At 67.1% G+C, this 23,874-nt stretch carries 14 protein-coding genes; 6 read left to right on the top strand and 8 right to left on the bottom strand.

The window, feature by feature from the left end; translation table 11 throughout:
- Positions 1 to 52: 52 nt before the first annotated feature.
- Complete coding sequence (locus AC5IG3_RS07675) at positions 53 to 1,276, top strand: DesA family fatty acid desaturase (RefSeq protein ID WP_491905708.1); 1,224 nt, start codon at positions 53 to 55, stop codon at positions 1,274 to 1,276.
- Positions 1,277 to 1,401: 125 nt separating this feature from the next.
- On the opposite strand, the gene AC5IG3_RS07680 is transcribed toward AC5IG3_RS07675, so the two are convergent.
- Complete coding sequence (locus AC5IG3_RS07680) at positions 1,402 to 1,728, bottom strand: hypothetical protein (RefSeq protein ID WP_491905709.1); 327 nt, start codon at positions 1,726 to 1,728, stop codon at positions 1,402 to 1,404.
- 19 nt (positions 1,729 to 1,747) lie between these two features.
- Here AC5IG3_RS07680 and AC5IG3_RS07685 point away from each other — a divergent pair, with 19 nt between their 5' ends.
- From AC5IG3_RS07685 to argJ, 3 genes are all read left to right on the top strand, one after another.
- A complete protein-coding gene (locus tag AC5IG3_RS07685) occupies positions 1,748 to 2,743 on the top strand; it encodes a M23 family metallopeptidase (protein WP_491905710.1) in 996 nt (331 codons plus the stop codon).
- A gap of 77 nt (positions 2,744 to 2,820) precedes the next feature.
- The gene (gene secA, locus AC5IG3_RS07690) at positions 2,821 to 5,577 is read left to right on the top strand and encodes a preprotein translocase subunit SecA (protein WP_491905711.1); all 2,757 of its coding nucleotides are present in this window, start codon (positions 2,821 to 2,823) and stop codon (positions 5,575 to 5,577) included.
- A gap of 13 nt (positions 5,578 to 5,590) precedes the next feature.
- A complete protein-coding gene (gene argJ / locus AC5IG3_RS07695; RefSeq protein WP_491905712.1) occupies positions 5,591 to 6,820 on the top strand; it encodes a bifunctional glutamate N-acetyltransferase/amino-acid acetyltransferase ArgJ in 1,230 nt (409 codons plus the stop codon).
- Here the strand turns inward: argJ and AC5IG3_RS07700 are convergent.
- The 3 genes from AC5IG3_RS07700 to AC5IG3_RS07710 form a co-directional block, all read right to left on the bottom strand.
- Positions 6,808 to 7,146 (bottom strand): hypothetical protein, encoded by a 339-nt coding sequence (locus AC5IG3_RS07700; protein ID WP_491905713.1) that lies wholly within the window; start codon positions 7,144 to 7,146, stop codon positions 6,808 to 6,810. The two genes, argJ and AC5IG3_RS07700, sit on opposite strands and share 13 nt — an antisense overlap.
- 201 nt (positions 7,147 to 7,347) lie before the next feature.
- Entirely contained in the window at positions 7,348 to 13,761 is a 6,414-nt protein-coding gene (locus AC5IG3_RS07705; RefSeq protein ID WP_491905714.1) for an immunoglobulin-like domain-containing protein, read from the bottom strand.
- Between the two features lie 135 nt (positions 13,762 to 13,896).
- The gene (locus AC5IG3_RS07710) at positions 13,897 to 14,925 is read right to left on the bottom strand and encodes a CaiB/BaiF CoA transferase family protein (RefSeq protein WP_491905715.1); all 1,029 of its coding nucleotides are present in this window, start codon (positions 14,923 to 14,925) and stop codon (positions 13,897 to 13,899) included.
- A 111-nt stretch (positions 14,926 to 15,036) separates the two neighbouring features.
- Between AC5IG3_RS07710 and AC5IG3_RS07715 the strand changes: the two genes are divergently transcribed.
- The gene (locus AC5IG3_RS07715; protein WP_491905716.1) at positions 15,037 to 16,692 is read left to right on the top strand and encodes a GGDEF domain-containing protein; all 1,656 of its coding nucleotides are present in this window, start codon (positions 15,037 to 15,039) and stop codon (positions 16,690 to 16,692) included.
- On the opposite strand, the gene ugpQ is transcribed toward AC5IG3_RS07715, so the two are convergent.
- A complete protein-coding gene (ugpQ, locus tag AC5IG3_RS07720) occupies positions 16,664 to 17,431 on the bottom strand; it encodes a glycerophosphodiester phosphodiesterase (protein ID WP_491905717.1) in 768 nt (255 codons plus the stop codon). The two genes, AC5IG3_RS07715 and ugpQ, sit on opposite strands and share 29 nt — an antisense overlap.
- 208 nt (positions 17,432 to 17,639) lie before the next feature.
- On the opposite strand from ugpQ, the gene AC5IG3_RS07725 reads away from it, so the two are divergent.
- Entirely contained in the window at positions 17,640 to 21,560 is a 3,921-nt protein-coding gene (locus AC5IG3_RS07725) for a DUF3683 domain-containing protein (protein ID WP_491905718.1), read from the top strand.
- Positions 21,561 to 21,578: 18 nt separating this feature from the next.
- Here the strand turns inward: AC5IG3_RS07725 and AC5IG3_RS07730 are convergent, their stop codons facing one another.
- The 3 genes from AC5IG3_RS07730 to rpmB all read right to left on the bottom strand — a co-directional run bounded on the left by AC5IG3_RS07730 (position 21,579) and on the right by rpmB (position 23,731).
- Entirely contained in the window at positions 21,579 to 23,102 is a 1,524-nt protein-coding gene (locus AC5IG3_RS07730; protein WP_491905719.1) for a hypothetical protein, read from the bottom strand.
- Between the two features lie 207 nt (positions 23,103 to 23,309).
- On the bottom strand, positions 23,310 to 23,480 hold the full coding sequence (rpmG, locus tag AC5IG3_RS07735; RefSeq protein ID WP_348010927.1) for a 50S ribosomal protein L33: 171 nt from the start codon (positions 23,478 to 23,480) through the stop codon (positions 23,310 to 23,312).
- A 17-nt stretch (positions 23,481 to 23,497) separates the two neighbouring features.
- Positions 23,498 to 23,731 carry a 50S ribosomal protein L28 gene (gene rpmB / locus AC5IG3_RS07740; RefSeq protein ID WP_012345788.1) on the bottom strand — a complete coding sequence of 78 codons (234 nt, stop codon included), beginning with the start codon at positions 23,729 to 23,731 and terminating at the stop codon, positions 23,498 to 23,500.
- Between the last annotated feature and the right edge of the window lie 143 nt (positions 23,732 to 23,874).

The raw sequence follows: 23,874 nt of genomic DNA on the forward strand, positions 1-23,874 counted from the left end.
TGTCTCTTCGCGTGAAGACGTGATCCGGCCAGGCGCATACGAAGGTTTCTCGATGACCGAACTCTCCTCGATCTGGTTTGCCCTGGTGGACTGGCTTTCCAATGGATTCACGCACGCCAGTGTCTGGCAGGTCGTGATCTACACGCTGATCGTCACGCACTGCACCATCGCGTCCGTCACCATCTTCCTGCACCGCAGCCAGGCGCACCGCGCGCTCGACCTGCACCCGATTCCGGCGCACTTCTTCCGTTTCTGCCTGTGGATGACCACTGGCATGGAAACCAAGCAGTGGGTCGCCATCCACCGCAAGCACCACGCCAAGTGCGAGACCGTGGACGATCCGCACAGCCCCGTCACGCGCGGCATCAAGAAGGTGCTGCTGGAAGGCTCGGAGCTTTACCGTGCCGAAGCCAAGGTGCAGGAGACACTCGACAAGTACGGCCATGGCACGCCCAACGACTGGGTCGAGCGCAACCTCTACACCCGCCACAGCAAGCTGGGCGTGATCCTGATGTTCATCATCAACGTCGCGCTGTTCGGCGTCATCGGCGTCACCATCTGGGCGATCCAGATGATCTGGATCCCGATCTGGGCGGCGGGCGTGATCAACGGCCTGGGCCACTTCTGGGGCTACCGCAACTTCGAGGCGGTCGACGCCTCCACCAACGTCTCGCCCTGGGGCCTGATCATCGGTGGCGAAGAGCTGCACAACAACCACCACACCTACCCGACGTCGGCCAAGTTCTCGGTCAAGCCGTATGAGTTCGACCTCGGCTGGGGCTACATCCGCGCGATGGAAATCGTCGGTCTGGCCAAGGTGCGCAAGACCGCGCCGCAGCTGAAGCTGGGCGAAGTCAAGCCGGTGGCCGACAGCCAGACGCTGGAAGCGCTGATCACCAACCGCTATGAAGTGATGGCGAAGTACGCGCAGGGCCTCAAGTCGACCTGTGCTGCAGAACTGGACCGCATGAAGGCCCAGGGCAAGCAGAACACCGAACGTTGGTCCAACATGATGCTGGCCCAGCGCTGGCTGCACCGCGACGACGACAAGATCCCGGCCGACGTCAAGGCCCAGGTGGCCCTGGCCTGCGGCGAGAGCGACACGCTCTCCAAGCTGGTGACGATGCGCGAAGAACTGCGTCAGCTCTGGACCCGCACCAACGTGTCGGCCGAGCAGTTGGTGCATGACCTGCAGGCTTGGTGCCATCGCGCCGAGAACAGCGGCATCGCCGCACTGCAGGACTTTGCCCGTACGCTGCGCGCTGCCCGCGCCTGATCGTCCGGCATCCTGCGGCCCGGTCCGCAGGTCATGACAAAAAACCGCCTTCGGGCGGTTTTGTTTTTTGGGGTGGATACACTGCGCAGCCGATGAGGCGGCTGAAGCGCATCAGCGCCGATCCGTCAGCGGGGTTTCGAGGCCTGTACGTGGATGCGAATCGCGTAGGGCCGGAACTCCAGCAGCTTGAGTCGATCTTCCAGGCGCGGCAGCAGTTGCCTCAGCTTGGCGGCGACGGCCGGTCCGCTGGCCAGAATCGTCCAGCCCTCTTCATCGGTCGGGCCGGACTGGACAAAAGCCCGCAGTCCCTGCGGCAGCAAAGGGCGTACGGCCTCCATGCGCGCCTGGGCCTGGGCCAGCCGCTGCTGCAGCCGCATGAGCGGCTCGCAATGGGACAGCACCTGACGCAGCGGTACGGCATCAGGGACGGCTTTGGGCTGAGCAGCTTTCACGCAAAGGAGTGTAGCGACCATGGATATCTTGATCACGCACGGAACGTCCCGCACCCGGACCCTGCACCTGCGGCCGCTGCAACTCGGGCTGATCGCCGCCGGCACGCTGCTGGCGTTGCTGATGTTCTCCGGCGCGGTCTATCACTTCGTCTTCCTGAAGGCCGTGCGCGACGGCTGGCCGGTGGTGAGCCAGATCGTGCGGCTGGTGGTGCGCGACGAATCCGAGCAGCGCGACCGCTACCTGCGCGAGAACCTCGACGCCATGGCCCAGAAGGTGGGCGAGATGCAGGCCAAGATGGTGCAACTCGAAGCCGTGGGCGAGCGCGTCTCGGGCCTGGCCGGCGTCAAGCCGGAAGAGTTGCGCCTGCCGGCCACTGCCGCACCCAAGAGCGTGGGGGGCGGGCGGGGCGGGCCTTACGTGCCGGCGCAGGCCTTGTCGATGCCGCAGTTGCAGGCGTTCGTGAGCCGGCTCGACACCCAGGCCGAGCAGAACACCGACATCTTCACACTGATCGAGTCGCGGCTGCTGGAGCGCCGGCTGGAGTTGCTGCTGGTGCCCAGCGCGGCGCCGGTCGACGGGCCGGTCGGCTCGGGCTTCGGCTTCCGGCTCGACCCCTTCACCGGCCGGCCGGCGTTGCACACCGGGCTGGACTTTCCGGGCGACGTCGGCACGCCCATCCATGCCGCCGCTGGCGGCGTGGTGCAGAGCGTCGAGGTTCATCCCCAATACGGCCAGATGCTGGAGATCGACCACGGCAATGATCTGGTCACGCGCTACGCCCACGCCTCCAGGGTGCTGGTCAAGCCGGGCGAACTGATCAAGCGCGGCCAGTCGATTGCGCTGATCGGCAGCACCGGCCGCTCGACCGGCGCCCATCTGCATTTCGAGGTCTTGCTCGGCGGCGTACCCCAGAACCCGGCGCGTTTTCTGGCGCGCGGCGAGAGCCTGGGCCCGTCTGAACAGACCGCCGGCGCAGGGGGCGCCGCACGGGGCGAGCGCCGTAAGGTCCGCTGACCGCGCTACGCCGATCGCCTGATGCCCGGTGATAGACTCATCGGCTTTGTGTCGATGCCCGAGCGCGCCTGAAATCCATGTTGCCCAAGCTTCTTACCTCGATTTTCGGCAGCCGCAATGACCGTCTGCTCAAGCAGTACCGGCGTGTGGTCGAGCGCGTCAATGCGCTGGAAGTGCAGTTCGAGGGCTTGAGCGACGACGCCCTTCGCGCCAAGACTGACGAGTTCCGCCAGCGCGTTGCCGCCGGCACGTCGCTCGACGACCTGCTGCCCGAAGCCTTTGCCGTCGTCCGCGAAGGCGGCAAGCGCGTCTTGAAGATGCGTCACTTCGACGTGCAGTTGATCGGCGGCATGACGCTGCACAACGGCAAGATTGCCGAAATGCGCACCGGCGAAGGCAAGACGCTGATGGGCACGCTGCCCGTCTACCTGAACGCCCTGTCGGGCAAGGGCGTCCACGTCGTCACCGTCAACGACTACCTCGCGCGTCGCGACGCCGAATGGATGGCGCGGCTCTACAACTTCCTGGGCCTGACGGTGGGCATCAACCTGCCCAACATGAGCCGCCAGGAAAAGCAGGCCGCCTACGCCGCCGACATCACCTACGGCACCAACAACGAATACGGCTTCGACTACCTGCGCGACAACATGGTCTACGAGGTGGTCGACCGCGTGCAGCGCGGCCTGAACTACGCCATCGTCGACGAGGTCGACTCGATCCTGATCGACGAGGCGCGCACGCCGCTGATCATCTCCGGCCAGGCCGAAGACCAGACCGACCTGTACCTCAAGATCAACGCCGTCGTGCCCGGCATGAAGAAGCAGATCGGCGAGGCCGATCCGCGCACTGGCGAGGGCGTGATCGAGGCCGGTGACTTCACCGCCGACGAGAAGACCCAGCAGATCGTGCTGACCGAAGAAGGCCACGAAAAGGCCGAGGCGCTGCTGGCGCAAGCTGGCCTGCTGACCGAAGGCGCGTCGCTCTACGACGCGGCCAACATCACGCTGGTGCACCACCTCTACGCCTCGCTGCGCGCCCACCACCTGTTCCACCGCGACCAGCACTACGTCAACCAGAACGGCGAGATCACCATCGTCGACGAGTTCACCGGTCGCCTGATGACGGGTCGCCGCTGGTCCGATGGCCTGCACCAGGCCGTGGAGGCCAAGGAAGGCGTGCAGATCCAGCCCGAGAACCAGACGCTGGCTTCGATCACGTTCCAGAACTACTTCCGCATGTACGGCAAGCTCGGCGGCATGACCGGCACGGCCGACACCGAAGCCTACGAATTCCAGGAAATCTACGGTCTGGAAACCGTGGTGATTCCGCCCAACCGCCCGACCATCCGCAAGGACGATCTCGACCTGGTCTACAAGACCGACCGCGAGAAGTACGACGCCGTCACGGCCGACATCCGCGAGTGCTTCGAGCGTGGCCAGCCGGTACTGGTGGGCACCACGTCGATCGAGAACTCCGAGCGCGTCTCCGAGTTGCTGACCAAGGCCGGCCTGCCGCACCAGGTGCTCAACGCCAAGCAGCACGCCCGCGAGGCCGAGATCATTGCCCAGGCCGGCCGGCCCAGGATGATCACCATCGCGACCAACATGGCCGGCCGCGGCACCGACATCGTGCTGGGCGGCAACGTCGAGAAGCAGGTGCAGTTCATCGAGGCCGACGAAGCGATCCCGGCCGATGAGAAGGCCCGCCGCGTCCAGCAGCTGCATGACGAGTGGCAAGGCCTGCACGACCAGGTCAAGGCGCTGGGCGGCCTGCGCATCATCGCGACCGAGCGGCACGAGAGCCGTCGCATCGACAACCAGCTGCGCGGCCGCGCCGGCCGCCAGGGCGACCCGGGCGCGTCGCGCTTCTTCCTGTCCCTTGACGACCCGCTGATGCGCATCTTTGCCGGTGAGCGCGTCAAGGCGATCATGGAAAAGCTCAAGATGCCTGACGGCGAGGCCATCGAAGCCGGCATCGTCAGCCGCAGCATCGAGAGCGCGCAGCGCAAGGTCGAGGCGCGCAACTTCGACATGCGCAAGCAGCTGCTGGAGTACGACGACGTCTCCAACGACCAGCGCAAAGTCATCTACGCCCAGCGCAACGAGCTGCTGGAGCAGACCGCCATCGACGAGCAGCTCGGCTTCCTGCGCCGTGGTGCCATGGTCGACGTGGTGCGCACCTATGTGCCGGCCGAGAGCGTCGAAGAGCAGTGGGACCTGGCCGCGCTCGAAGCCACGCTGCGCGACGAGTGGCAGCTGCCGATCGACCTCAAGGCGCAGGTCGAGAAGTCCGACGCCATCACCGACGAGGAGCTCATCGAGCTCGTCGTCAGTGCCGCCAACGCCAGCTACGCGGCCAAGCAGGAACAGGTGGGCGCCGAGCAGTTCGGCAGCTTCGGCCGCATGATCCTGCTGCAGGCGATGGACACGCACTGGCGTGAGCACCTGGCCGCACTCGACTACCTGCGCCAGGGCATCCACCTGCGCGGCTATGCGCAGAAAAACCCGAAGCAGGAATACAAGCGCGAGGCCTTCGAGCTGTTCAGCCAGCTGCTCGACCGCGTCAAGATGGAAGTCAGCCGCCTGCTGCTGACCGTGCGCATCCAGAGCCAGGAAGAGGCCACGCAGGCCGCCCAGGCCATCGAGCAGCGCGCCGAGCACATCAGCAACGTCACCTACACCCACCCGAACGAAGACGGCAGCGTGTCGCAGGACACTGCGCCGTCGCTGGACGAGGGCGTGCCCCTGCAGCAGTCGGCCCGTGTGGGCCGCAACGACCCCTGCCCGTGCGGCAGCGGCAAGAAGTACAAGCTCTGCCACGGCAAGCTGAGCTGATCGGAGACCTGCCATGCCCGTGAACCTGTCCGCCCCCCATCCCGCTGAACTGCACCCTGTGGCCGGGGTCGAGCTGGGCATCACGATGGCCGGCGTGCGCAAGGCCAACCGCCGTGACCTGACCGTGATCACGCTGGCGCCCGGCTCCAGCGTCGCCGGCGTCTTCACCAGGAACCGCTTCTGCGCCGCGCCGGTGCAGATCTGCCGCGAGCATCTGGCCGTCAGCTCGACCAAGCGCGCCATCGTCATCAACACCGGCAACGCCAACGCCGGCACCGGCGAAGACGGCCTGGTGCGTGCCAAGACGGTGTGCATCGCGCTGGCGCAACTGCTGGACCTGGCGCCCGAGGACGTGCTGCCGTTCTCCACCGGCGTGATCATGGAAACGCTGCCGAGCGACCGCATCCAGGCCGGCCTGCCCGCCGCGCTGGCCGACCGCAAGGTTGACCAGTGGGGCCTGGCCGCCGAGGCCATCATGACCACGGACACGCTGCCCAAGGCCGCCTCGCGCCAGGTGCAGATCGGCGGCCAGACTGTCACCGTGACCGGCATCAGCAAGGGTGCCGGCATGATCCGCCCCAACATGGCGACCATGCTCGGCTTCGTCGCCACCGACGCGGCCATCGACCCTGCGCTGCTGCAGCCGCTGGTGACCGAAGCCGCCAACCGCAGCTTCAACCGCATCACCATCGACGGTGACACCTCGACCAACGACAGCTTCGTGCTGATCGCCACCCACCAGGCCGGCAACGCCGCCATCACCTCGCTCGACTCGGCCGAGGGCCAGGCGCTGAGCCAGGCGGTCATCGCGGTGTCGCAGCAACTGGCGCAAGCCATCGTGCGTGATGGCGAAGGCGCGACCAAGTTCATCACCGTGACCATCGAAGGCGGCCGCACCGAGGATGAATGCCTGCAGGCGGCCTACGCCATCGCGCACTCACCGCTGGTGAAAACCGCTTTCTTCGCCAGCGACCCGAACCTGGGCCGCATCCTGGCGGCGGTCGGCTACGCCGGCATCGATGACCTCGATCAGAACCTGATCGACCTGCACCTGGATGACGTCCACGTTGTGCACCAGGGCGGCCGCCGCGCCGAATACCGCGAAGAAGACGGCCAGCGCGTCATGAAGCAGGCCGAGATCACCATCCGCGTCGGCCTGAACCGCGGCGCAGCGCAGGCCACCGTCTGGACCTGCGACCTGTCGCACGACTACGTGACCATCAACGCCGATTACCGCTCCTGACGGCGGGGAGGCGCTTCGCTCGCGTCCATGGCGTCGTAGACCGTGGCGCGGCGGGGGGCGTCCATCGGCGATGGCGTCGCCGGCTTGGGCTGTCCGTGTCCCGGCACCACGCTGATCGTGCCGCCGGTCATCTGATGCTCTTTCGCACCTTGCGGGCAGGCTTCATTGGTGTAGATGATCTCCGCCCCCTTCTTGCACTTCCGGACGCCGCCGGACCCCAGGTTGCGGCTGTCATTGCCCTGGCCCGGCTGCGAGGCGGCGGAGTAGTCTCGAACGGTGCCATTGTCGAACTCGATCTTTGCGGCGGCCGGCGGGTCGGGAGACATCCATGCCGTGATGACGGGAGCGTTTCGGTAGCGCCACCCTATCGATGCTAGGAGCAGCACGGCCGCTCCGATAGAGACGTTTTTCAATGACATTTGAAGGACAGATGCGGCTGTGCCGTGCGGGTGCTGGAGTGTGAAAAAAGAATAGCCCACAAAAAAGCCCCGCATCGGCGGGGCTGAGTGTCATGACGAAAGCGGCTATCAATCCGTGATCAATTTCCCGCCCTTGAGCAACTCCTGAATCACCTGCTGGTCGCTGCTGAAGCCGGCGGTCAGATCGACGTGATTGAACTCGATCACCTGGTCGACCACGCCGCTGGCACCGTGCGACTTCACCTCCAGCAGGGTCGAACCGGTGGCGCTGTCGTGGCTGAAGTGCAGGAAGCTGTCGAGGTTGCCGGCGTCGGTGCCGAAGTGCTGCGCGCCCACCAGCAGGTCGCGCAGGTCCAGCACGTCACCGCCTGTGCTGGCGCTGGCCAGGTTGAAATCGGTGATGACGTCGTGCGCCGGGGCACCGCTGCTGCCCACGTCGGCCAGATGCCACTGGAACACGTCGGTGCCGGCGCCGCCGGTCAGTACATCGTGGCCGGCGCCACCGATCAGCAGGTCGTTGCCGATACCGCCGTTGATGACGTCGTTGCCTGCGCCACCGCGCAGGATGTCGTTGCCCGCACCACCGTCGAGCGTGTCGTTGCCGTCCAGGCCATAGAGGCGGTCGGTGCCGCTGCTGCCGCTCAGGCTGTTGTTGCCGGCGTTACCGGTGTCGACATTCGACGTTTCTGGTGCGGCGAGCACGCCCGCAGTCAGCAGGCTGCCGACGTTGGCGTGAGCGCTGGCGCCCTCGCTGTCAGTGGCGCTGATCGTGACGCCTGAGAAGAGTTTGGCGTCCACCACGCCGCCCAGCAGGCCGCCGTTTTCCTGCAGATGCACGCTGGCGAGGAACTCGTTGACCACCTGGTTGTCGACCACGCCGCCGTCGAGGGCGGTGACGGTCAGCGTCGAGCTGGTGCCGGTCAGCAGACCCAGCAGGCTGTGGCTGCCGGTGTCTACCAACGTGACCTTCAGGCCCAATTCCTGTGCCAGCGCGCTGTCATACGCCAGGCTGTAGTCGGTGGTGACCAAGCTGAGCAGTCCGCCCAGCAGGCCGCTGTCGTACTTGACGGTGACGGTCTTCAGATTGCCGTCCACATCACTTGCACTGAACGCCTGCTTGTTGCCGAAGTCCAGGATGTCGAGCACGTTCAGGTCGACCAGCCCCAGCAGCCCGCCGCCGCCGCTCAGGCCCACGGTGGGCGTGTCGTTGGTGCCGTGGATGGTGATGTTGATGGTCTGCTCGGTGCCGTCGGCGCTTCGCACCACGAAGCGGTCTTGCAGCAACTCGCCTTTCTGCAGGCCGTCAACGCGCGTGTGGCTGTTGTCGAGCGTGTAGCTCCACTGGCCGCTGGCATCGATGCTGAAGCTGCCCAGGCCGTTGACGCTGGCACCTGCCGTCACCGGCTGGAAGTAGCTCTGGCCCACGTCGCTGTCGTGCACGGTCAGTTGACCGTGCGTGGTGCTGGCGGCGGTATCGCTGGTGCTGCGGTGGCAGCCATCGCTGCTGGTGGACGAGCCTGCCTCGGTGACCTCGTCGCTGATCGCACCGCCGATCGTGGCCGCATGGTTGACCGGCAAGGTCACGTCGAGGCTGATCTGGCCGCTGGCGGTGTCGCCGTCGCCATCGACCAGCGTGAAGCGGATGTCGGTCTGGCTGGCACTGCCACCCGGTGTCAGCGTGTACTCGCCGGTGGCCATGTTCACGACCAGGCTGCCGCCGTGCGCCAGCGCAATGGTCTGCACGCCCGGCTGGTCGTAGACCACGCTGTTCACGGTGAGGGACAGCACCCGTGCGCCATCGGCGCCGCCTGCGCTGATCAGCGAGCCGTGAATGGGCTGCTGCACGGTGGCGGTCAGCACGCTGTCGAGCTGGGTCAGATTGGCCACCACCACTGCGTTGGTGTCGGTGCCGGTGCGGCCGTCGTAGGCAATGCCGTCGATGGCCGAGCCCACCGCGCCGGCCCCGATGCCGATGCCGTGGCTGGTGATGCCGGCGGTGGTCAGGAAGTTCTGCCACGCCTGGGTGTCGCTGGCGTCGATTTCATGGCCTGCGTTGGGCGCGCCATCCGACAGGAAGTAGCTGACGTTCTGCGCGCCTTCGAGCTTGCCCGCGCTGTGGAAGGCGCTCTCGGCTGCGGCCAGCGCCGAGTCGTAGTTGGTGTTGCCCGAGGCCGTCAGGCTGGCCAGCAGCAGCTTGGCGTCGGCCAGACTGGTCCAGTGGTCGCCTATCGGGCCGCCGGTGGACGAGAACGTCACCAGCCGCACCGCCACCTCACCTGCCGCGTCATAGCGGTCCAGCAGGTTTTCGATCGCCTTGATGGCGGTCTGCAGGCGCGTCTCATGGCCCACGCCGTCGGTGGTGGTCATGCTGCCCGACACGTCCAGCGTGATCAGCAGGTTGGTGCGCACGGCCGTGGCCGTCAGCGCGTCCGAGTGCGCCACCGGCGCGTCGTCCTCCACGTTCACCACCAGCGTCGTGGTGCTGGTGTGCGTGCCGTCGGACACGCTCACGCCCACGCCGAGCGCCAGTACGTCCTCGCCGGCCGCGCCTTCGCCCTGAAGGGCGTGGTCAAGCGGCAGCGACAGCTTGACGCTGTAGGCGCCCTGGTTGTCGATGTGGATGCTCACCGCTTCCGCGCCGCTGGCCGAGCCGACGTGGCCGACCAGCGTGCCTGTGCCGTCACCGGTCCAGACAATCGCCTGGCCGCCCGAGGTCACCGCCAGGGTCGGCGCCGTCAGCGTCACGGTGAAGCTGTTGCTGTCGGCATCGGTGATGCTGATGTGGCCGTTGAACGTCGGCGCATCGCCCGTGTCTGCACCGGCTGCGTTGCCCTGGCTGTCGGCTGCGCCGTGCGCCAGGCCTTCCTCGGATGCCTGCGCGGTCAAATCGCCACCCAGCACGGGCGGCGGTGCGTCGAGGAGGGTCGTCGTCACCCCCGCTTGTGCGCTGTCGGCCTGAATGGCCTCGAAGCCACCGCCGGTGACGGTGTCGATGCGAACCGTGAAGGTCTCGCTGCCCTCGGGCAGGTTGTCCACCAGCGTGCGCAGCGAGAACGTCGCTGCCAACTCGCCCGGCTGGAAGGTCACGGTCGCCACGCGCTCGAAGTCGCCGCCGTCCGCTGCCACGCCGCTGAACACCAGCTTGACCGTCACCGCCTCGGTGGGCGGGTGCGTGAGCGCCAGCGTGTAGTCGGAGGTGGTCTGGCCTTCGATCACCTCGACCGGCCCGCTGATCGACACCTTGACCGTGCTCGAATCCGCCGGCGGGTTGGCGCCGAAGTCGTGGATGGCCGTGGTGACCGATGCCGCCGTCAAGTCCGTCTGAACCGCCTCGAAGCCACCGCCCGTGTGCGCGCCGATGGCCACCTCAAAGGCTTCGCCGTGCTCGGCGTAGACGTCATCCAGGGTGGCGATGTTGAACGAGGCCGACGTCTGCCCCTTCAGGATCGTCACCGAGGTCACCGCCTGATAGTCGCTGCCGTCCGCGCCACGGCTGGTATAGACCAGATCGACCGTCATGTCTGACGCCGCGGCATGGGTCAGCGAGACCTTGTAGCCGGTGGCCGTCTGGCCTTCGACGACCGAGCCTGGGCCGGTGATCGACAGCAGGACCACGTTCGGATCGGTCGGCGGCAGCGGCGCTGGCGGCGGGCCGCCGGCGGGGAAATCGTTGATCGCGGTCGTGATCGATCCTGCAGCCGAATCGGTCTGCACCGACTCGAAGCCACCGCCGGCATGCGAGCCGATGGCGACGGTGAACGACTCGCCGGATTCGGCGTAGACGTCGTTGATCGTGGCGATATCGAAGGTGGCGGACGTCTCACCGGCCTTGATCGTCACGGACTGGACGGCGGTGTAGTCCGAGCCATCAGCCCCCGTGTTGCTGTAGACCAGATCGACCGTCATGTCCGACGCGGCAGCGTGGGTCAGCGAGACCGTGTAGCCGGTGGCCGTCTGGCCTTCAACGACCGAGCCAGGGCCCGTGATCGACAGCAGGACCACGTTCGGATCGGTCGGCGGCAGCGGCGCTGGCGGCGGGCCGCCGGCGGGGAAATCGTTGATCGCGGTCGTGATCGATCCTGCAGCCGAATCGGTCTGCACCGACTCGAAGCCACCGCCGGCATGCGAGCCGATGGCGACGGTGAACGACTCGCCGGATTCGGCGTAGACGTCGTTGATCGTGGCGATATCGAAGGTGGCGGACGTCTCACCGGCCTTGATCGTCACGGACTGGACGGCGGTGTAGTCCGAGCCATCAGCCCCCGTGTTGCTGTAGACCAGATCGACCGTCATGTCCGACGCGGCAGCGTGGGTCAGCGAGACCGTGTAGCCGGTGGCCGTCTGGCCTTCAACGACCGAGCCAGGGCCCGTGATCGACAGCAGGACCACGTTCGGATCGGTCGGCGGCAGCGGCGCTGGCGGCGGGCCGCCGGCGGGGAAATCGTTGATCGCGGTCGTGATCGATCCTGCAGCCGAATCGGTCTGCACCGACTCGAAGCCACCGCCGGCATGCGAGCCGATGGCGACGGTGAACGACTCGCCGGATTCGGCGTAGACGTCATGGATCGTGGCGATATCGAAGGTGGCGGACGTCTCACCGGCCTTGATCGTCACGGACTGGACGGCGGTGTAGTCCGAGCCATCAGCCCCCGTGTTGCTGTAGACCAGATCGACCGTCATGTCTGACGCCGCGGCATGGGTCAGCGAGACCTTGTAGCCGGTGGCCGTCTGGCCTTCAACGACCGAGCCTGGACCCGTGATCGACAGCAGGACCACGTTCGGATCGGTCGGCGGCAGCGGCGCTGGCGGCGGGCCGCCGGCGGGGAAATCGTTGATCGCGGTCGTGATCGATCCTGCAGCCGAATCGGTCTGCACCGACTCGAAGCCACCGCCGGCATGCGAGCCGATGGCGACGGTGAACGACTCGCCGGATTCGGCGTAGACGTCATGGATCGTGGCGATATCGAAGGTGGCGGACGTCTCGCCGGCCTTGATCGTGACGGACTGGACGGCGGTGTAGTCCGAGCCATCAGCCCCCGTGTTGCTGTAGACCAGATCGACCGTCATGTCCGACGCGGCAGCGTGGGTCAGCGAGACCGTGTAGCCGGTGGCCGTCTGGCCTTCAACGACCGAGCCAGGGCCGGTGATCGACAGCAGGATGGTCTCTGGCTGCGCAGGGGCGGGTGTGGGTGCCGGCGGGGGCGGTGTGACGCCCGCGTCGTAGATCATCGTCATGATCGAAGCGGCGCTGCTGTCAGGCGTGATCGAACCGGCTTCGCCGCCCGACAGGGCGCCCAGCGAGATCTGGAAGCCTTCGCCGCCGGTCTCGACGAGGTTGTCGCTGAAGGTGTTGATGTCGAACGAGGCGGACGTTTCACCGGCCTTGATCGTGACCGACTGGACGCTCTGGTAGTCCGAGCCGTCAGCGCCCTTGCTGGTGTAGAGCAGCTCGACCGTCATGTCGGTGAGCGCAGCGGAGGTCAGTGAGACCTTGTAGCCGGTCGCCACCTGGCCTTCGATCACGGCGTCCGGGCCGGTGAGCGACAGCAGCCTGGTGCCGGCTGGCGGCAGGGAAATGGGGGGCGTGGTGACGCCGTCGTCGCGAATCGTGGTGATGACGGTGTCAGCTGCGGGATTGGAGCCGATCAGTTCCAGCGCGCCGCCGCCGGTGATGGGGCCGAGGGAGACGCTGAGGGTCTCGTCGGCTTCTGCGAAGACGTCGTCGAGGGTGGCGATGTCGAAGGTGGTGGAGGTCTGGCCAGCCCGGATCAGGACCGAGGTCACGGCGGTGAAGTCGGTGCCATCAGTCGCGGTGCCGGCGTAGCGCAATTCGACGGTCACGTCGGTCGTGGCGGCCTGTGAGAGGGTGATGGTGTAGCCGCTCGCGGTCTGGCCTTCGGTGATGTCGCCCGGGCCGGTCAGCGCGGCCGAGATGACTTGGACCGTGTTTTCCGACGGTGCAGGTGCAGGTGCAGGGGATGCCGGCGGTGCGCTGGTGTCCTGTGCCAGCGGTGCCGCCGGGATGACCGAGGCGGGGCTGTCGTAGGTGTAGGTCTGCGGGCTGACGACTTCGACGATGCGCTCGATCATCACGCCTTGCTGCAGGTCGCTCGACGGGGCCAGGCCACCGGCGGCGGGGGCGTCGAAGTCCAGTTCCAGCTCGGCGACGATGCGGTCCAGGGCCGGGTCGCCGGTGCTGCTGTCGTCGTTGAGCGGGGCCAGACGGGCCAGCGGGTTGCCTTCGCTGCGGATTTCGACCACGCCGTTCTGCTCGGTCAGCAGCACGTCGCCCTTGCTGATTTCGTCGCCCACCTGCAGCTCGACCAGCGAGCCGTCCGGACCACGTCGTGCGGCCTTGCCAGTCAGGCTCATGATGGTGCCCGCTGGCAGGCGGGCCGGCACGTAGCTGGTGTCGATCGCGCCGGCAGCGGCCACCGTGGCCCGGGGCGCACCGGAAGCCTGGGCGGCAGTCGAGGCGGTGGAGGGGGTCGGACGGGCGGTGCTGGCGGTATCGGTGGACATGAAAAGCCTTTCGGGCCAGTGCGGTTGAGCCTGGGTCCGTCGGGGCGGCGCAGAGTTGCAGCCGTTCCCCAGCGGGCGAAGTCACTGGCTTTTCATGTATCGGTGTCGGACGGCGCGACTTGAGCGCCGGCCCGGTCACGTCAGGGGCAGGAAGCGGGGCGCGACGGTGGGTTGCAGGCGCCCATCCGCTGAAGTGTGAAAAATCTCACGGGCGATGTTGTGCGGGTGGGCGGCCGCTTCGGCCATGCCGAGCACCGGGGCGAAGCAGGCATCGCTGCCTTCGAGCAGCGCGCACCAGTGCGCACGCGGCCGGCTGGCGAACAGCGCGGCCAGGCGTGCCTTCAGGCCGGGCCAGGCGGCGTGCTGATACTGGGCCGTCGGGTCCACGTCGTGCAGCCCCAGGCGCTGCAGCAGCAGGGCATAGAACTGGGGTTCGAGCGCGCCCAGGCTGATGTGGCCGCCGTCGGCGCAGCGGTAGACGTCGTAGAACGGCGAGTCGTGGAAGGGGCTGGTGGGCGCGGCGGTGTCGAGCTGCCCGCCGCTGCGCAGCCAGTGCGCCAGCGTGCCGAGCATGGCGACGACGTCGACGATGGCCGCGTCCACCACGCAACCCTGTCCGCTGCTGCGCGCGGCCAGCACGGCGCTGACCAGCCCCAGCGCCAGGCCGAGCGCGCCGCCGGCATCGCCCAGCACGGTGGGCGGCACTGTGGACAGGCCGCCTCGCGGCGCCCCGAGCGACAACAGGCCGCTGAGCGCGACGTAGTTCAGGTCATGCCCCGCCGCCTGCGCCAGCGGCCCGCTCTGGCCCCAGCCGGTCATGCGGCCGTAGACCAGCCGCGGGTTCTGCGCGGCGCAGTCGGCCGGGCCGAGGCCGAGGCGTTCCATCACGCCGGGGCGGTTGCCTTCGATCAGCGCGTCGGCCTGGGCGATCAGGGCCAGCGCGCGGGCACGGTCAGCGGGATTTTTCAGATCCAGCTCGACGGCGGTCTTGCCCTGGTGGAGCGGGTTGTCGCCCGCACCGCCCAGCTGGCGTGCCATGGCGTTGCCACCGGGCCGGCTGATGAGGGTGACGCGTGCGCCCAGCCCGGCCAGCATCCAGCCGGCCAGCGGCGCGGGGCCGAGGGCTTCGAATTCAACGACGTGCACATCGCGCAAGGGCTGCATGGTGGATTTCCTGGGGGTGTTGGGGGCCGGGGGGCTGGCGCAACTTGCGTTGCCGCAATCGAAATTCATCAACCTATTATTGAATCGGCACTCAAGAAAAGGAGGCGCGTGATGCTCAAGCACGTGTGGCGGCAGGTGCGGAGCTGGTTCACCTGCCCGCGATTGAGCATTCGCGCCTGGCTGCTGCTGTGCGCGTTGGCTGCCAGTCTGCCGATGCTGCTGCTGGCGATCTGGCTGTCGCAGCGACAACTGGCGTTGCTGCAGGCCGAGCAGCAATCGCAGCTGGCCCAGCGGGCAGAAGCTGCCGCCCGGGCGGTGCAGCACCGGCTGGCGCTGGGGCGGGCGGCGCTGGAAACGCTGGTCGAGTCGGACCAGGCGCATCAGGGTGACCTGAACGGGCTCTACACCCACGCGCTGCGGGCCAGTGGTCATCAGCCCGACGCGCTGCCGATCACGCTGGCACGCCAGGACGGAGCGCTGGTCTTTTCCACCGCCTACCCGATGGGCAGCGTGTTGCCGCATTCGGCCTCGCAGCGCGATGAACAGCCGGTGTTCGAGCAGGGCCAGCCCGTGGTGACGCCGCTGGTCAGGAGCGCCCTCAGCGGCCAGTTCGAGGTGATGGTGGCCGTGCCGCTGCACGCTGCGGGGGCGGTGCGCTACTCGCTGCGCATGGCGCTGCCGGTGCGGGCGCTGCAAGGCGTGCTGGAAGACCAGCAGTGGCCGGCCCACTGGCTGGGGGTGATCATCGATGAGCGCGGCGTGATCGTGGCGCGTTCGCAGGATTCCGCGCGCTGGGCAGGCCAATCGGCCAATGCCGACCTGATCCGCCACCTTCAGAGTGGCAACCGGGAGACGTTCGAGAGCGTCTCCAAGGATGGCCGCTCCATGCTCGGCGTCATCCGGCCCATTGCCGGCACGGCCTGGCACCTGGTGCTGGGTCGCACGCAGATCGACGTCGTGGCCACGCAGCGGCAGGCCTTGCTGCAGCACCTGGTGCTGGGTGCGCTGGGCCTGGGTTTTGGGGCGCTGGCCGCCTCGTCGATTGCGGTGGTGGTGAGCCAGCAGGTGCGCCGGCTGCCCGACCTGATCGACGCCACCGTGCCCATGCCCCTGCACGAAGACACCCGGCCGGTTGCCTTGCGGCCCGAGCGCCGCGCTGCGCCGAGCAGCCCGGTGCATGAGATCGACCAGGTCGTGGAGCACCTCAACGGCTTGCACCAGCAGCAACTGGCGCTGGCGCACCAGTTGCACGTGGCCCAGCTCGATCCGCTGACGCAGTTGCCCGCGCGCCAGCTGTTCATGGAGGTCAGCCACACGCTGCTGGAGAGTTGCCGGCGCCACCCGAACCAGGTGCTGGCGATCTTCTTTCTGGACCTGGATGGCTTCAAGAGCATCAATGACCGCTACGGCCACCCTGCTGGCGATCAGGTGCTGCGGCAGATGGGCGCGCTGCTGCGGGCCAGCGTGCGCGAGGGCGACATCGCCGGTCGGGTGGGCGGCGATGAGTTCGTGCTGTGCATGGTGTTCGAGCGCCACGTGGCCGAGGCGACCAGCCGGGTCGTCGCGCAACGCCTGATTACGGGCACGGCGGCAATCGGCTCCGGGCTGGGCTGCAGCGTGGGCGTGGTGCTGGCGTTCGATCCGACGCCCTCGCTGGAGGCCTTGATTGCCCAGGCCGATGCAGCCATGTTGGGCGTCAAGCAAAGCGGCAAGAACCACTTTGCGTTTGCCGCCTCGATCAACCCGGGTGCGGCCCCAACGTCCTGACCGCATCGCTGATGACGCTGGCCACGCCCCACGACAGCAGCGCCTGCGCACGCGCCGCGTCATTGACGGTGTAACAGGCCACCTGCAGCCCGGCGGCGTGCAGGCGCTGTACCTGGGCCGCGTCGATCAGCTTGTGGTTCAGGACGACGGCGACGCAGCCCAGTTGCCGCGCGACTTCCAGGTGGCCGGGCCACAGCTCGTCCAGCAGCAGCGCGCGTGGCAGGGCCGGGGCGGCGGCTTGCGCGGCCGCCAGCGCCTCGGGCTCGAAGCTGCTCAGCAAGGGCGGTGGCAGCGTGGCGGCATCGGCCCACAACGCCTGCGCCTGCCAGGCGACGACGCGGCCGGTGCGCGTGGCATCGCCCGGCGTGTGCTTGATCTCGATGTTGAGCGCGCAGCCCTGATGGATGCAGAAGCGCGCCACGTCCTGCAGCGTCGGCAGCGGCTCGCCCGCGCAGGCCAGGCTGTGCCAGCGGCCGGCGTCCAGCGTGGCGAGCGTGTGCCAGGGCAGGTCGCCAGCGGTGCCGTGGCCGCTGGTGGTGCGGTCGAGCGTGGCGTCGTGCAGCAGAAAGGGCTGGCCGTCGGCGCTGAGCTTGACGTCGCATTCAAACGCCCGCCAGCCAAGCGCGGCGCCCAGGCGAAAGGCGGCCAGCGTGTTCTCGGGGGCTTCCTTGCCGGCGCCCCGGTGGGCGATCCAGCGGGGATAGGGCCAGGCGGGCAGGGTGGGCATGTGGGTGGACATGGAATTGCTCATGAAGATGGAGCCTTGATCCTGGCAGGGCACAAAAGGATGCAAGGGCTTGCCGTGGCCAGGCAATAGCCGCACCGCCGGTGAAAACCGCCCCCTGAGCTACTATTCTTGCCCCGGTTTGAGCCGGGTCCGTCGTCTTCTTTTGTCATCGTGCGGCTCGTTTTTCGTTGATGAGTCTGCCTACGCGCCCTGCGGCCCCATGAATGCTCCGCTTCCTTTGAATACCCTTCTGCCCGCCGCTGCGGCCCATGCCGAAGCGACGGACCAGCCCCGCCTGCGCGAGATTCCGTACAACTACACCTCGTTTTCCGACCGGGAGATCGTGCTGCGCCTGCTGGGCGCGCCGGCCTGGGAGCTGTTGAACCGCCTGCGTGGCGAGCGCCGCACCGGCCGCTCCGCGCGCATGCTCTACGAGGTGCTGGGCGACATCTGGGTGGTGCAGCGCAACCCGTATCTGGAAGACGACCTGATCGCCAACCCGAAGCGGCGCCAGATGCTGATCGACGCCATGCACCACCGCCTGGCCGAGATCGAGAAGCGCCGCTCCGACAGCGACGCCGAGCGCGACGGCGCGGTGGCGTCGCTGCTGGTGGCCGCGCGTGCGGCGGTCGAGCGCTTCGGCGCCCGCTTCCGCGAGGTCTACGACCTGCGCGCCCGCAGCCGCCGCGTGCTGGGCCGCAACACGGCCAAGGACAACATCAAGTTCGACGGCCTGAGCCGCGTCTCGCACGTGACGGACGCGACCGACTGGCGCGTCGAGTACCCCTTCGTGGTGCTGACGCCCGACACCGAGGCTGAAATGGCCGCGCTGGTGGCCGGCTGCGTCGAGCTGGGTCTGACCATCATTCCGCGTGGCGGCGGCACCGGCTACACCGGCGGCGCCATTCCGTTGACCTGGAAGAGCGCGGTCATCAACACCGAAAAGCTCGAACAGATGACCGAGGTCGAACTGGTCGACCTGCCGGGCCTGCCGAACAAGATCGCCACCATCTGGACCGGCGCGGGCGTGGTGACGCAGCGCGTGTCGGACGCGGCCGAGCGCGGCGGCTATGTGTTTGCGGTCGACCCGACCTCGGCCGAGGCCAGTTGCATCGGCGGCAACATCGCCATGAACGCCGGCGGCAAGAAGGCGGTGCTGTGGGGCACGGCGCTGGACAACCTGGCGTCCTGGAAGATGGTCACGCCCGAGGCCAAGTGGCTGGAGGTGATCCGCCTCAACCACAACATGGGCAAGATCCATGACGTCGAGACCGCCAGTTTCGAGCTGAACTATTACGACGCCAGCGGCAAGACCCTGGAGCGCACCGAGCGCCTCGACATTCCGGGCCGCATCTTCCGCAAGGAAGGCCTGGGCAAGGACGTCACCGACAAGTTCCTCGCCGGCCTGCCCGGCATCCAGAAGGAGGGCTGCGACGGCCTGATCACCAGTGCGCGCTGGGTCGTGCACCGCATGCCCAACCACGTGCGCACGGTGTGCCTGGAGTTCTTCGGCAACCCGAAGGACTGCGTGCCGTCGATCGTCGACATCAAGGACTTCATGTTCGCCGAGATGAAGCGCCCCAACGGCGCCATCCTGGCCGGCCTGGAACACCTGGATGACCGCTACCTGAAGGCGGTCGGCTACACGACCAAGAGCAAGCGCGGCGGCTTCCCCAAGATGGTGCTGATCGGCGACATCGTGGGCGACGATGACGACGCGGTGGCCCGCGCCACCAGCGAGGTCATCCGCCTGGCCAACGGCCGCAACGGCGAAGGCTTCGTGGCCGTGTCGGCGGATGCGCGCAAGAAATTCTGGCTCGACCGCAAGCGCACTGCCGCGATCTCCAAGCACACCAACGCGTTCAAGGTGAATGAGGACGTGGTGATTCCGCTCGAGCGCATGGGCGAGTACACGCTGGGCATCGAGCGCATCAACATCGAGCTGAGCCTGCGCAACAAGCTGGCGCTGGTCGACCAGCTGGAGGTGCTGTTCTCTGCCGGCGCGCTGCCGCTGGGCAAGACCGACGACGCCAACGAGATTCCGAGCGCCGAGCTGCTGGAAGACCGCGTCCAGCAGGCGCTCGCGCTGCTGGGCCAGGTGCGCACGCAGTGGCAGGGCTGGCTCGACGGGCTGGACGTGCCGCAGCACGACGAGGCCAGCGCCGGGCGCAGCTTCTTCGACCAGTTGCAGGACTACAGCCTGCGCGCGTCCTGGAAGGCGCAGATCTTCAAGCCCTTCCAGTCGATGTTTGCCGGTGCGGCCTTCACGCCGATCCTGGACGAATGCAAGCGCATCCACAAGGACGTGCTGCGCGGCCGCGTCTGGGTGGCGCTGCACATGCATGCCGGCGACGGCAACGTGCACACCAACATCCCCGTCAACAGCGACAACTACGAGATGCTGCAGACGGCGCACGAGGCGGTCGCCCGCATCATGGTGCTGGCGCGCAGCCTCGACGGCGTGATCTCGGGCGAGCACGGCATCGGCATCACCAAGCTCGAGTTCCTGACCGACGACGAGCTGGCCAATTTCACCGCCTACAAGGCGCGCGTCGACCCCGAAGGTCGCTTCAACAAGGGCAAGCTGCTGCGCGGCAATGCGTTGACGGGCCTGGGTGTCGACGTGCACGCCGCCGACCTGAGCCACGCCTACACGCCCAGCTTTGGCCTGATGGGGCACGAGTCGCTGATCATGCAGCAGAGCGACATCGGCGAGATCGCCACGTCGATCAAGGACTGCCTGCGCTGCGGCAAGTGCAAGCCGGTGTGCGCTACGCACGTGCCGCGCGCCAACCTGCTGTACAGCCCGCGCAACAAGATCCTGGCGACCAGCCTGCTGATCGAGGCCTTCCTGTACGAGGAACAGACCCGGCGCGGCATCAGCATCCAGCACTGGGAAGAGTTCGAGGACGTGGCCGACCATTGCACGGTCTGCCACAAGTGCCTGAGCCCGTGCCCGGTCAAGATCGACTTCGGCGACGTGTCGATGAACATGCGCAACCTGCTGCGCAAGATGGGCCAGAAGAGCTTCCGGCCCGGCAACGCTGCGGCGATGCTGATGCTCAACGCCACCAACCCCGAGACCATCAAGCTCGCGCGTACCGCGCTGGTGGGCGTGGGCATGAAGGCGCAGCGCATGGCGCACGACCTGTTCAAGGGCCTGGCGCGCAAGCAGACGGACGCGCCGCCGGCCACGGTGGGCACGGCGCCCATCAAGGAACAGGTCATCCACTTCATCAACAAGAAGTTGCCGGGCGGGCTGCCCAAGAAGACGGCGCGCGCGCTGCTCGATATCGAGGACAAGGACTACGTCCCCATCATCCGCGACCCCAAGGGCACCACGGCCGAAACCGAGGCGGTGTTCTATTTCCCGGGTTGCGGCTCGGAGCGGCTGTTCAGCCAGGTCGGCCTGGCCACGCAGGCGATGCTCTGGCACGCCGGCGTGCAGACGGTGCTGCCGCCGGGTTACCTGTGCTGCGGCTACCCGCAGCGCGGCTCGGGCCAGTTCGACAAGGCCGAGAAGATGATCACCGACAACCGGGTGCTCTTCCACCGCGTGGCCAACACGCTCAACTACCTCGATATCAAGACCGTGGTGGTGAGTTGCGGCACCTGCTATGACCAGCTGCAGGGCTACGAGTTCGACAAGATCTTCCCTGGCAGCCGCATCATCGACATTCACGAGTACCTGCTGGAGAAGGGCATCACCTTGCAGAGCAAGGGATCGTTCCTGTACCACGACCCCTGCCACACGCCTATGAAGCTGCAGGAGCCGATGAAGACGGTCAAGGGCCTGCTCGGCGACAACGTGCTGGAGAGCAAGCGCTGCTGCGGTGAGTCGGGCACGCTGGGCGTGTCGCGTCCGGACATCTCGACCCAGATCCGCTTCCGCAAGGAAGAGGAGTTGCTCAAGGGCGAGGCCGAGTTGCGCGCTGCCGGTCACCAGGGCGACGTCAAGATCCTGACCTCGTGCCCGAGCTGCCTGCAGGGCCTGTCGCGCTACGGCGACGACCTGAAGAACGGACTGCTGGAAGCCGACTACATCGTGGTCGAAATGGCGCGCCAGATCCTGGGCGAGAACTGGATGCCCGACTACGTCAAGCGCGCTAATGCGGGCGGCATCGAGCGCGTGCTGGTGTAAGCCGGTCGGCGTTGTGGCTCAGGGGACTGCGGCGACCAGCGCCCAGTCCTCGGCACCTGCGCTGGATGAAACCATGGGTTTGACGCTCCCGGGTTGCCTGTCGTTGAGTGCGGGCGAGCACATCGCGTAGAGCATCAATGCGTCGCGGAACGCGGCCAGATCGAGCACTTCCAGCCGCGTTGGCCGCAGCAGCAGGGCTGCGAGTTGCGCCGCAGCGTCAGGTTGGAACCAGAGCTGGCAGATGCGAGGCCAGCTGTGCGGCTGGTCTTCCAGGCTGCGGCCTTCGCCCGGCCCCTCGGCCATGAGCGGCACGCGGACGTTGTAGATCGCCTCCAGCTCGGCGCTGACGCGCTCGTGGTTCCACGGCTGGTTCAGCGTGCGGTAGAGATCGAGCAGGCGCAGCAGGATCCACGGGCTTTTGCCGACATGGCTGTGCAGCGCGTGTTCCAGCGCTGCCGCGCTTGCGCCGTGATAGCCATTGGCGCTCAGCGCATCGACTTGGGCCAGTGCGGCGCTGCAGGGCGGATCGTCCAGCGCGGCCTGGCCCAATTCGGTGGGCTGGCCATATCGAGCCATGTGACTGGGCCATTCCAGGCTGGCGCTGACGGGGCTGCGGTTGTCCGGTGAAAAGCTTGCCACTGGCGCTGGCTCTGCAGGGGGTGTCGCAGGCGTGAAGCGCGGCGCGCGACTCGGCTTGTCAGGCGGCAGCCAGGAGTGCACGCGCTTGAGCGTGACTTCGCGCAGTACACGCAGCAGCAGACCGGCCAATAGCAGGCCGGCGATGCCACTGGCCATGTCGATCCCGTGGCGCCAGGTGTCGCGCTCGGCGCGCTCGAGCCGGGCGTTCAGCGCCATCAGCGTGGCGCGGGTCTGGCGCTGTTCCTCATGCAGACCTTGCAATTCCTGCAGCCAGAGGCTTTGAATGGCTGCGGGCAGGGCCGTATCTGCCGGAACTGGAGCGAGGGCGCTGAGGTGGGGCACGGTCGTGCCTGCGCTGGTTGGCGCTGCATTCAGGACTTCATCCAGTTGCAGTCGAGGTGGCTGCGTTTCGGGTGGTGGCAGGCGAGGGCGTGCGTGAGCTGTTGCCGCCTTGCGTGGATTGGGTGGAGCGCTGCGGTCTTGCCGGGATGGCACGGGTTGAAGTGGAGGCAATGGCTGCGGCAAGGACTGCGCCGTGTGGGTGGATGCCTCGGGAGGCTCGGCCAGCAGCGTGAATTCACGCACCAGCGGTGCACCACACAGCAGCGCGACACGGGCCTGCAGCGTGGGTTCCTGCACCGCGAGGGCACTGGTGACCTGCAGGCGCCACTGGCCATCGCTGCCCACGGGCTGGGCTTGCCATTGCAGCGACTCGGCAGGCCAAGGCGCGTCACCCTGACGCAGATCGACCTGGAAGCAATGGTGGGCCAGTCCGGTACGGGCGCCGGGCTCGAAGTCGCGCACCAGCAAGTGCAGTTTCAGGGGCTGGCCGACAGTGACGCGGCTGGGGCTGATGTCGATCGACTGCGCCAGGCCAGTCGACAACAACCCGGCGCTCAGCATGAGGCCCGCTGCTGTCCTCTGGCCCGTCCTCTTCCACCTGTACTGCATGAGACACCTCGCCGCGTCCTGACTGCATCAATCTAGGTCAGGGCATTGGCGACGTCCATCACCTTGAAGGGGGATGGACAAAACCGATCAGGCAAAACAAAACCCGCCGCAGGTGACCCTGGGGCGGGTTGTGAAAATCAGCGGTTCAGTCGAGGCGACTTACTTGAGCTTGATTTCCTTGTAGAGCACGTGCTTGCGCACCTTGGGGTCGAACTTCATGAATTCGAGCTTTTGGGGCGTCGTCTTCTTGTTCTTGTTCGTGGTGTAGAAGTGGCCGGTGCCCGCAGTGGACTCCAGCTTGATCTTTTCGCGTCCGCCTTTGGATGCCATGGTGTTCTATCTCCGCTTCAGAGTTCGCCGCGAGCACGCAGGTCGGCAACGACCTGCTCGATGCCCACCTTGTCGATCAACCGCAGAGCGGCGTTCGAGATGCGCAGACGCACCCAGCGGTTTTCGGTTTCGAGCCAGAACCGGCGATAGTGCAGGTTCGGCAGAAAGCGACGCTTGGTTTTGTTGTTGGCGTGGGAAACATTGTTCCCAACCATCGGGCCTTTACCCGTGACTTGACAGACGCGTGCCATGACGCTTCTCCAGACTGTAAATAACTCGGTGAACAGCGCAAGCCATGCCGCATGGCGCAAACAGCGACCGCTCGGAAGCAGTGGCTGCCTGCACTTATGAACAACGGATCGGTCGCGAGGACTGCTCTGTTGTCTGGCTTGAT

Origin of the sequence: Leptothrix sp. (in: b-proteobacteria) (assembly GCF_965250675.1) — a bacterium.
GTDB lineage: Bacteria > Pseudomonadota > Gammaproteobacteria > Burkholderiales > Burkholderiaceae_C > Sphaerotilus.

Bases quoted from the DNA above. Each gene is read 5' to 3' on its own strand.
- AC5IG3_RS07705 (WP_491905714.1), bottom strand. From the start codon at position 13,761: ATGTCCACCGATACCGCCAGCACCGCCCGTCCGACCCCCTCCACCGCC.
- AC5IG3_RS07725 (WP_491905718.1), top strand. From the start codon at position 17,640: ATGAATGCTCCGCTTCCTTTGAATACCCTTCTGCCCGCCGCTGCGGCC.
- rpmG (WP_348010927.1), bottom strand. From the start codon at position 23,480: ATGGCATCCAAAGGCGGACGCGAAAAGATCAAGCTGGAGTCCACTGCG.
- AC5IG3_RS07700 (WP_491905713.1), bottom strand. From the start codon at position 7,146: ATGTCTCCCGACCCGCCGGCCGCCGCAAAGATCGAGTTCGACAATGGC.
- AC5IG3_RS07710 (WP_491905715.1), bottom strand. From the start codon at position 14,925: ATGCAGCCCTTGCGCGATGTGCACGTCGTTGAATTCGAAGCCCTCGGC.
- argJ (WP_491905712.1), top strand. From the start codon at position 5,591: ATGCCCGTGAACCTGTCCGCCCCCCATCCCGCTGAACTGCACCCTGTG.
- ugpQ (WP_491905717.1), bottom strand. From the start codon at position 17,431: ATGTCCACCCACATGCCCACCCTGCCCGCCTGGCCCTATCCCCGCTGG.
- AC5IG3_RS07685 (WP_491905710.1), top strand. From the start codon at position 1,748: ATGGATATCTTGATCACGCACGGAACGTCCCGCACCCGGACCCTGCAC.
- secA (WP_491905711.1), top strand. From the start codon at position 2,821: ATGTTGCCCAAGCTTCTTACCTCGATTTTCGGCAGCCGCAATGACCGT.
- rpmB (WP_012345788.1), bottom strand. From the start codon at position 23,731: ATGGCACGCGTCTGTCAAGTCACGGGTAAAGGCCCGATGGTTGGGAAC.
- AC5IG3_RS07675 (WP_491905708.1), top strand. From the start codon at position 53: ATGACCGAACTCTCCTCGATCTGGTTTGCCCTGGTGGACTGGCTTTCC.
- AC5IG3_RS07715 (WP_491905716.1), top strand. From the start codon at position 15,037: ATGCTCAAGCACGTGTGGCGGCAGGTGCGGAGCTGGTTCACCTGCCCG.
- AC5IG3_RS07730 (WP_491905719.1), bottom strand. From the start codon at position 23,102: ATGCTGAGCGCCGGGTTGTTGTCGACTGGCCTGGCGCAGTCGATCGAC.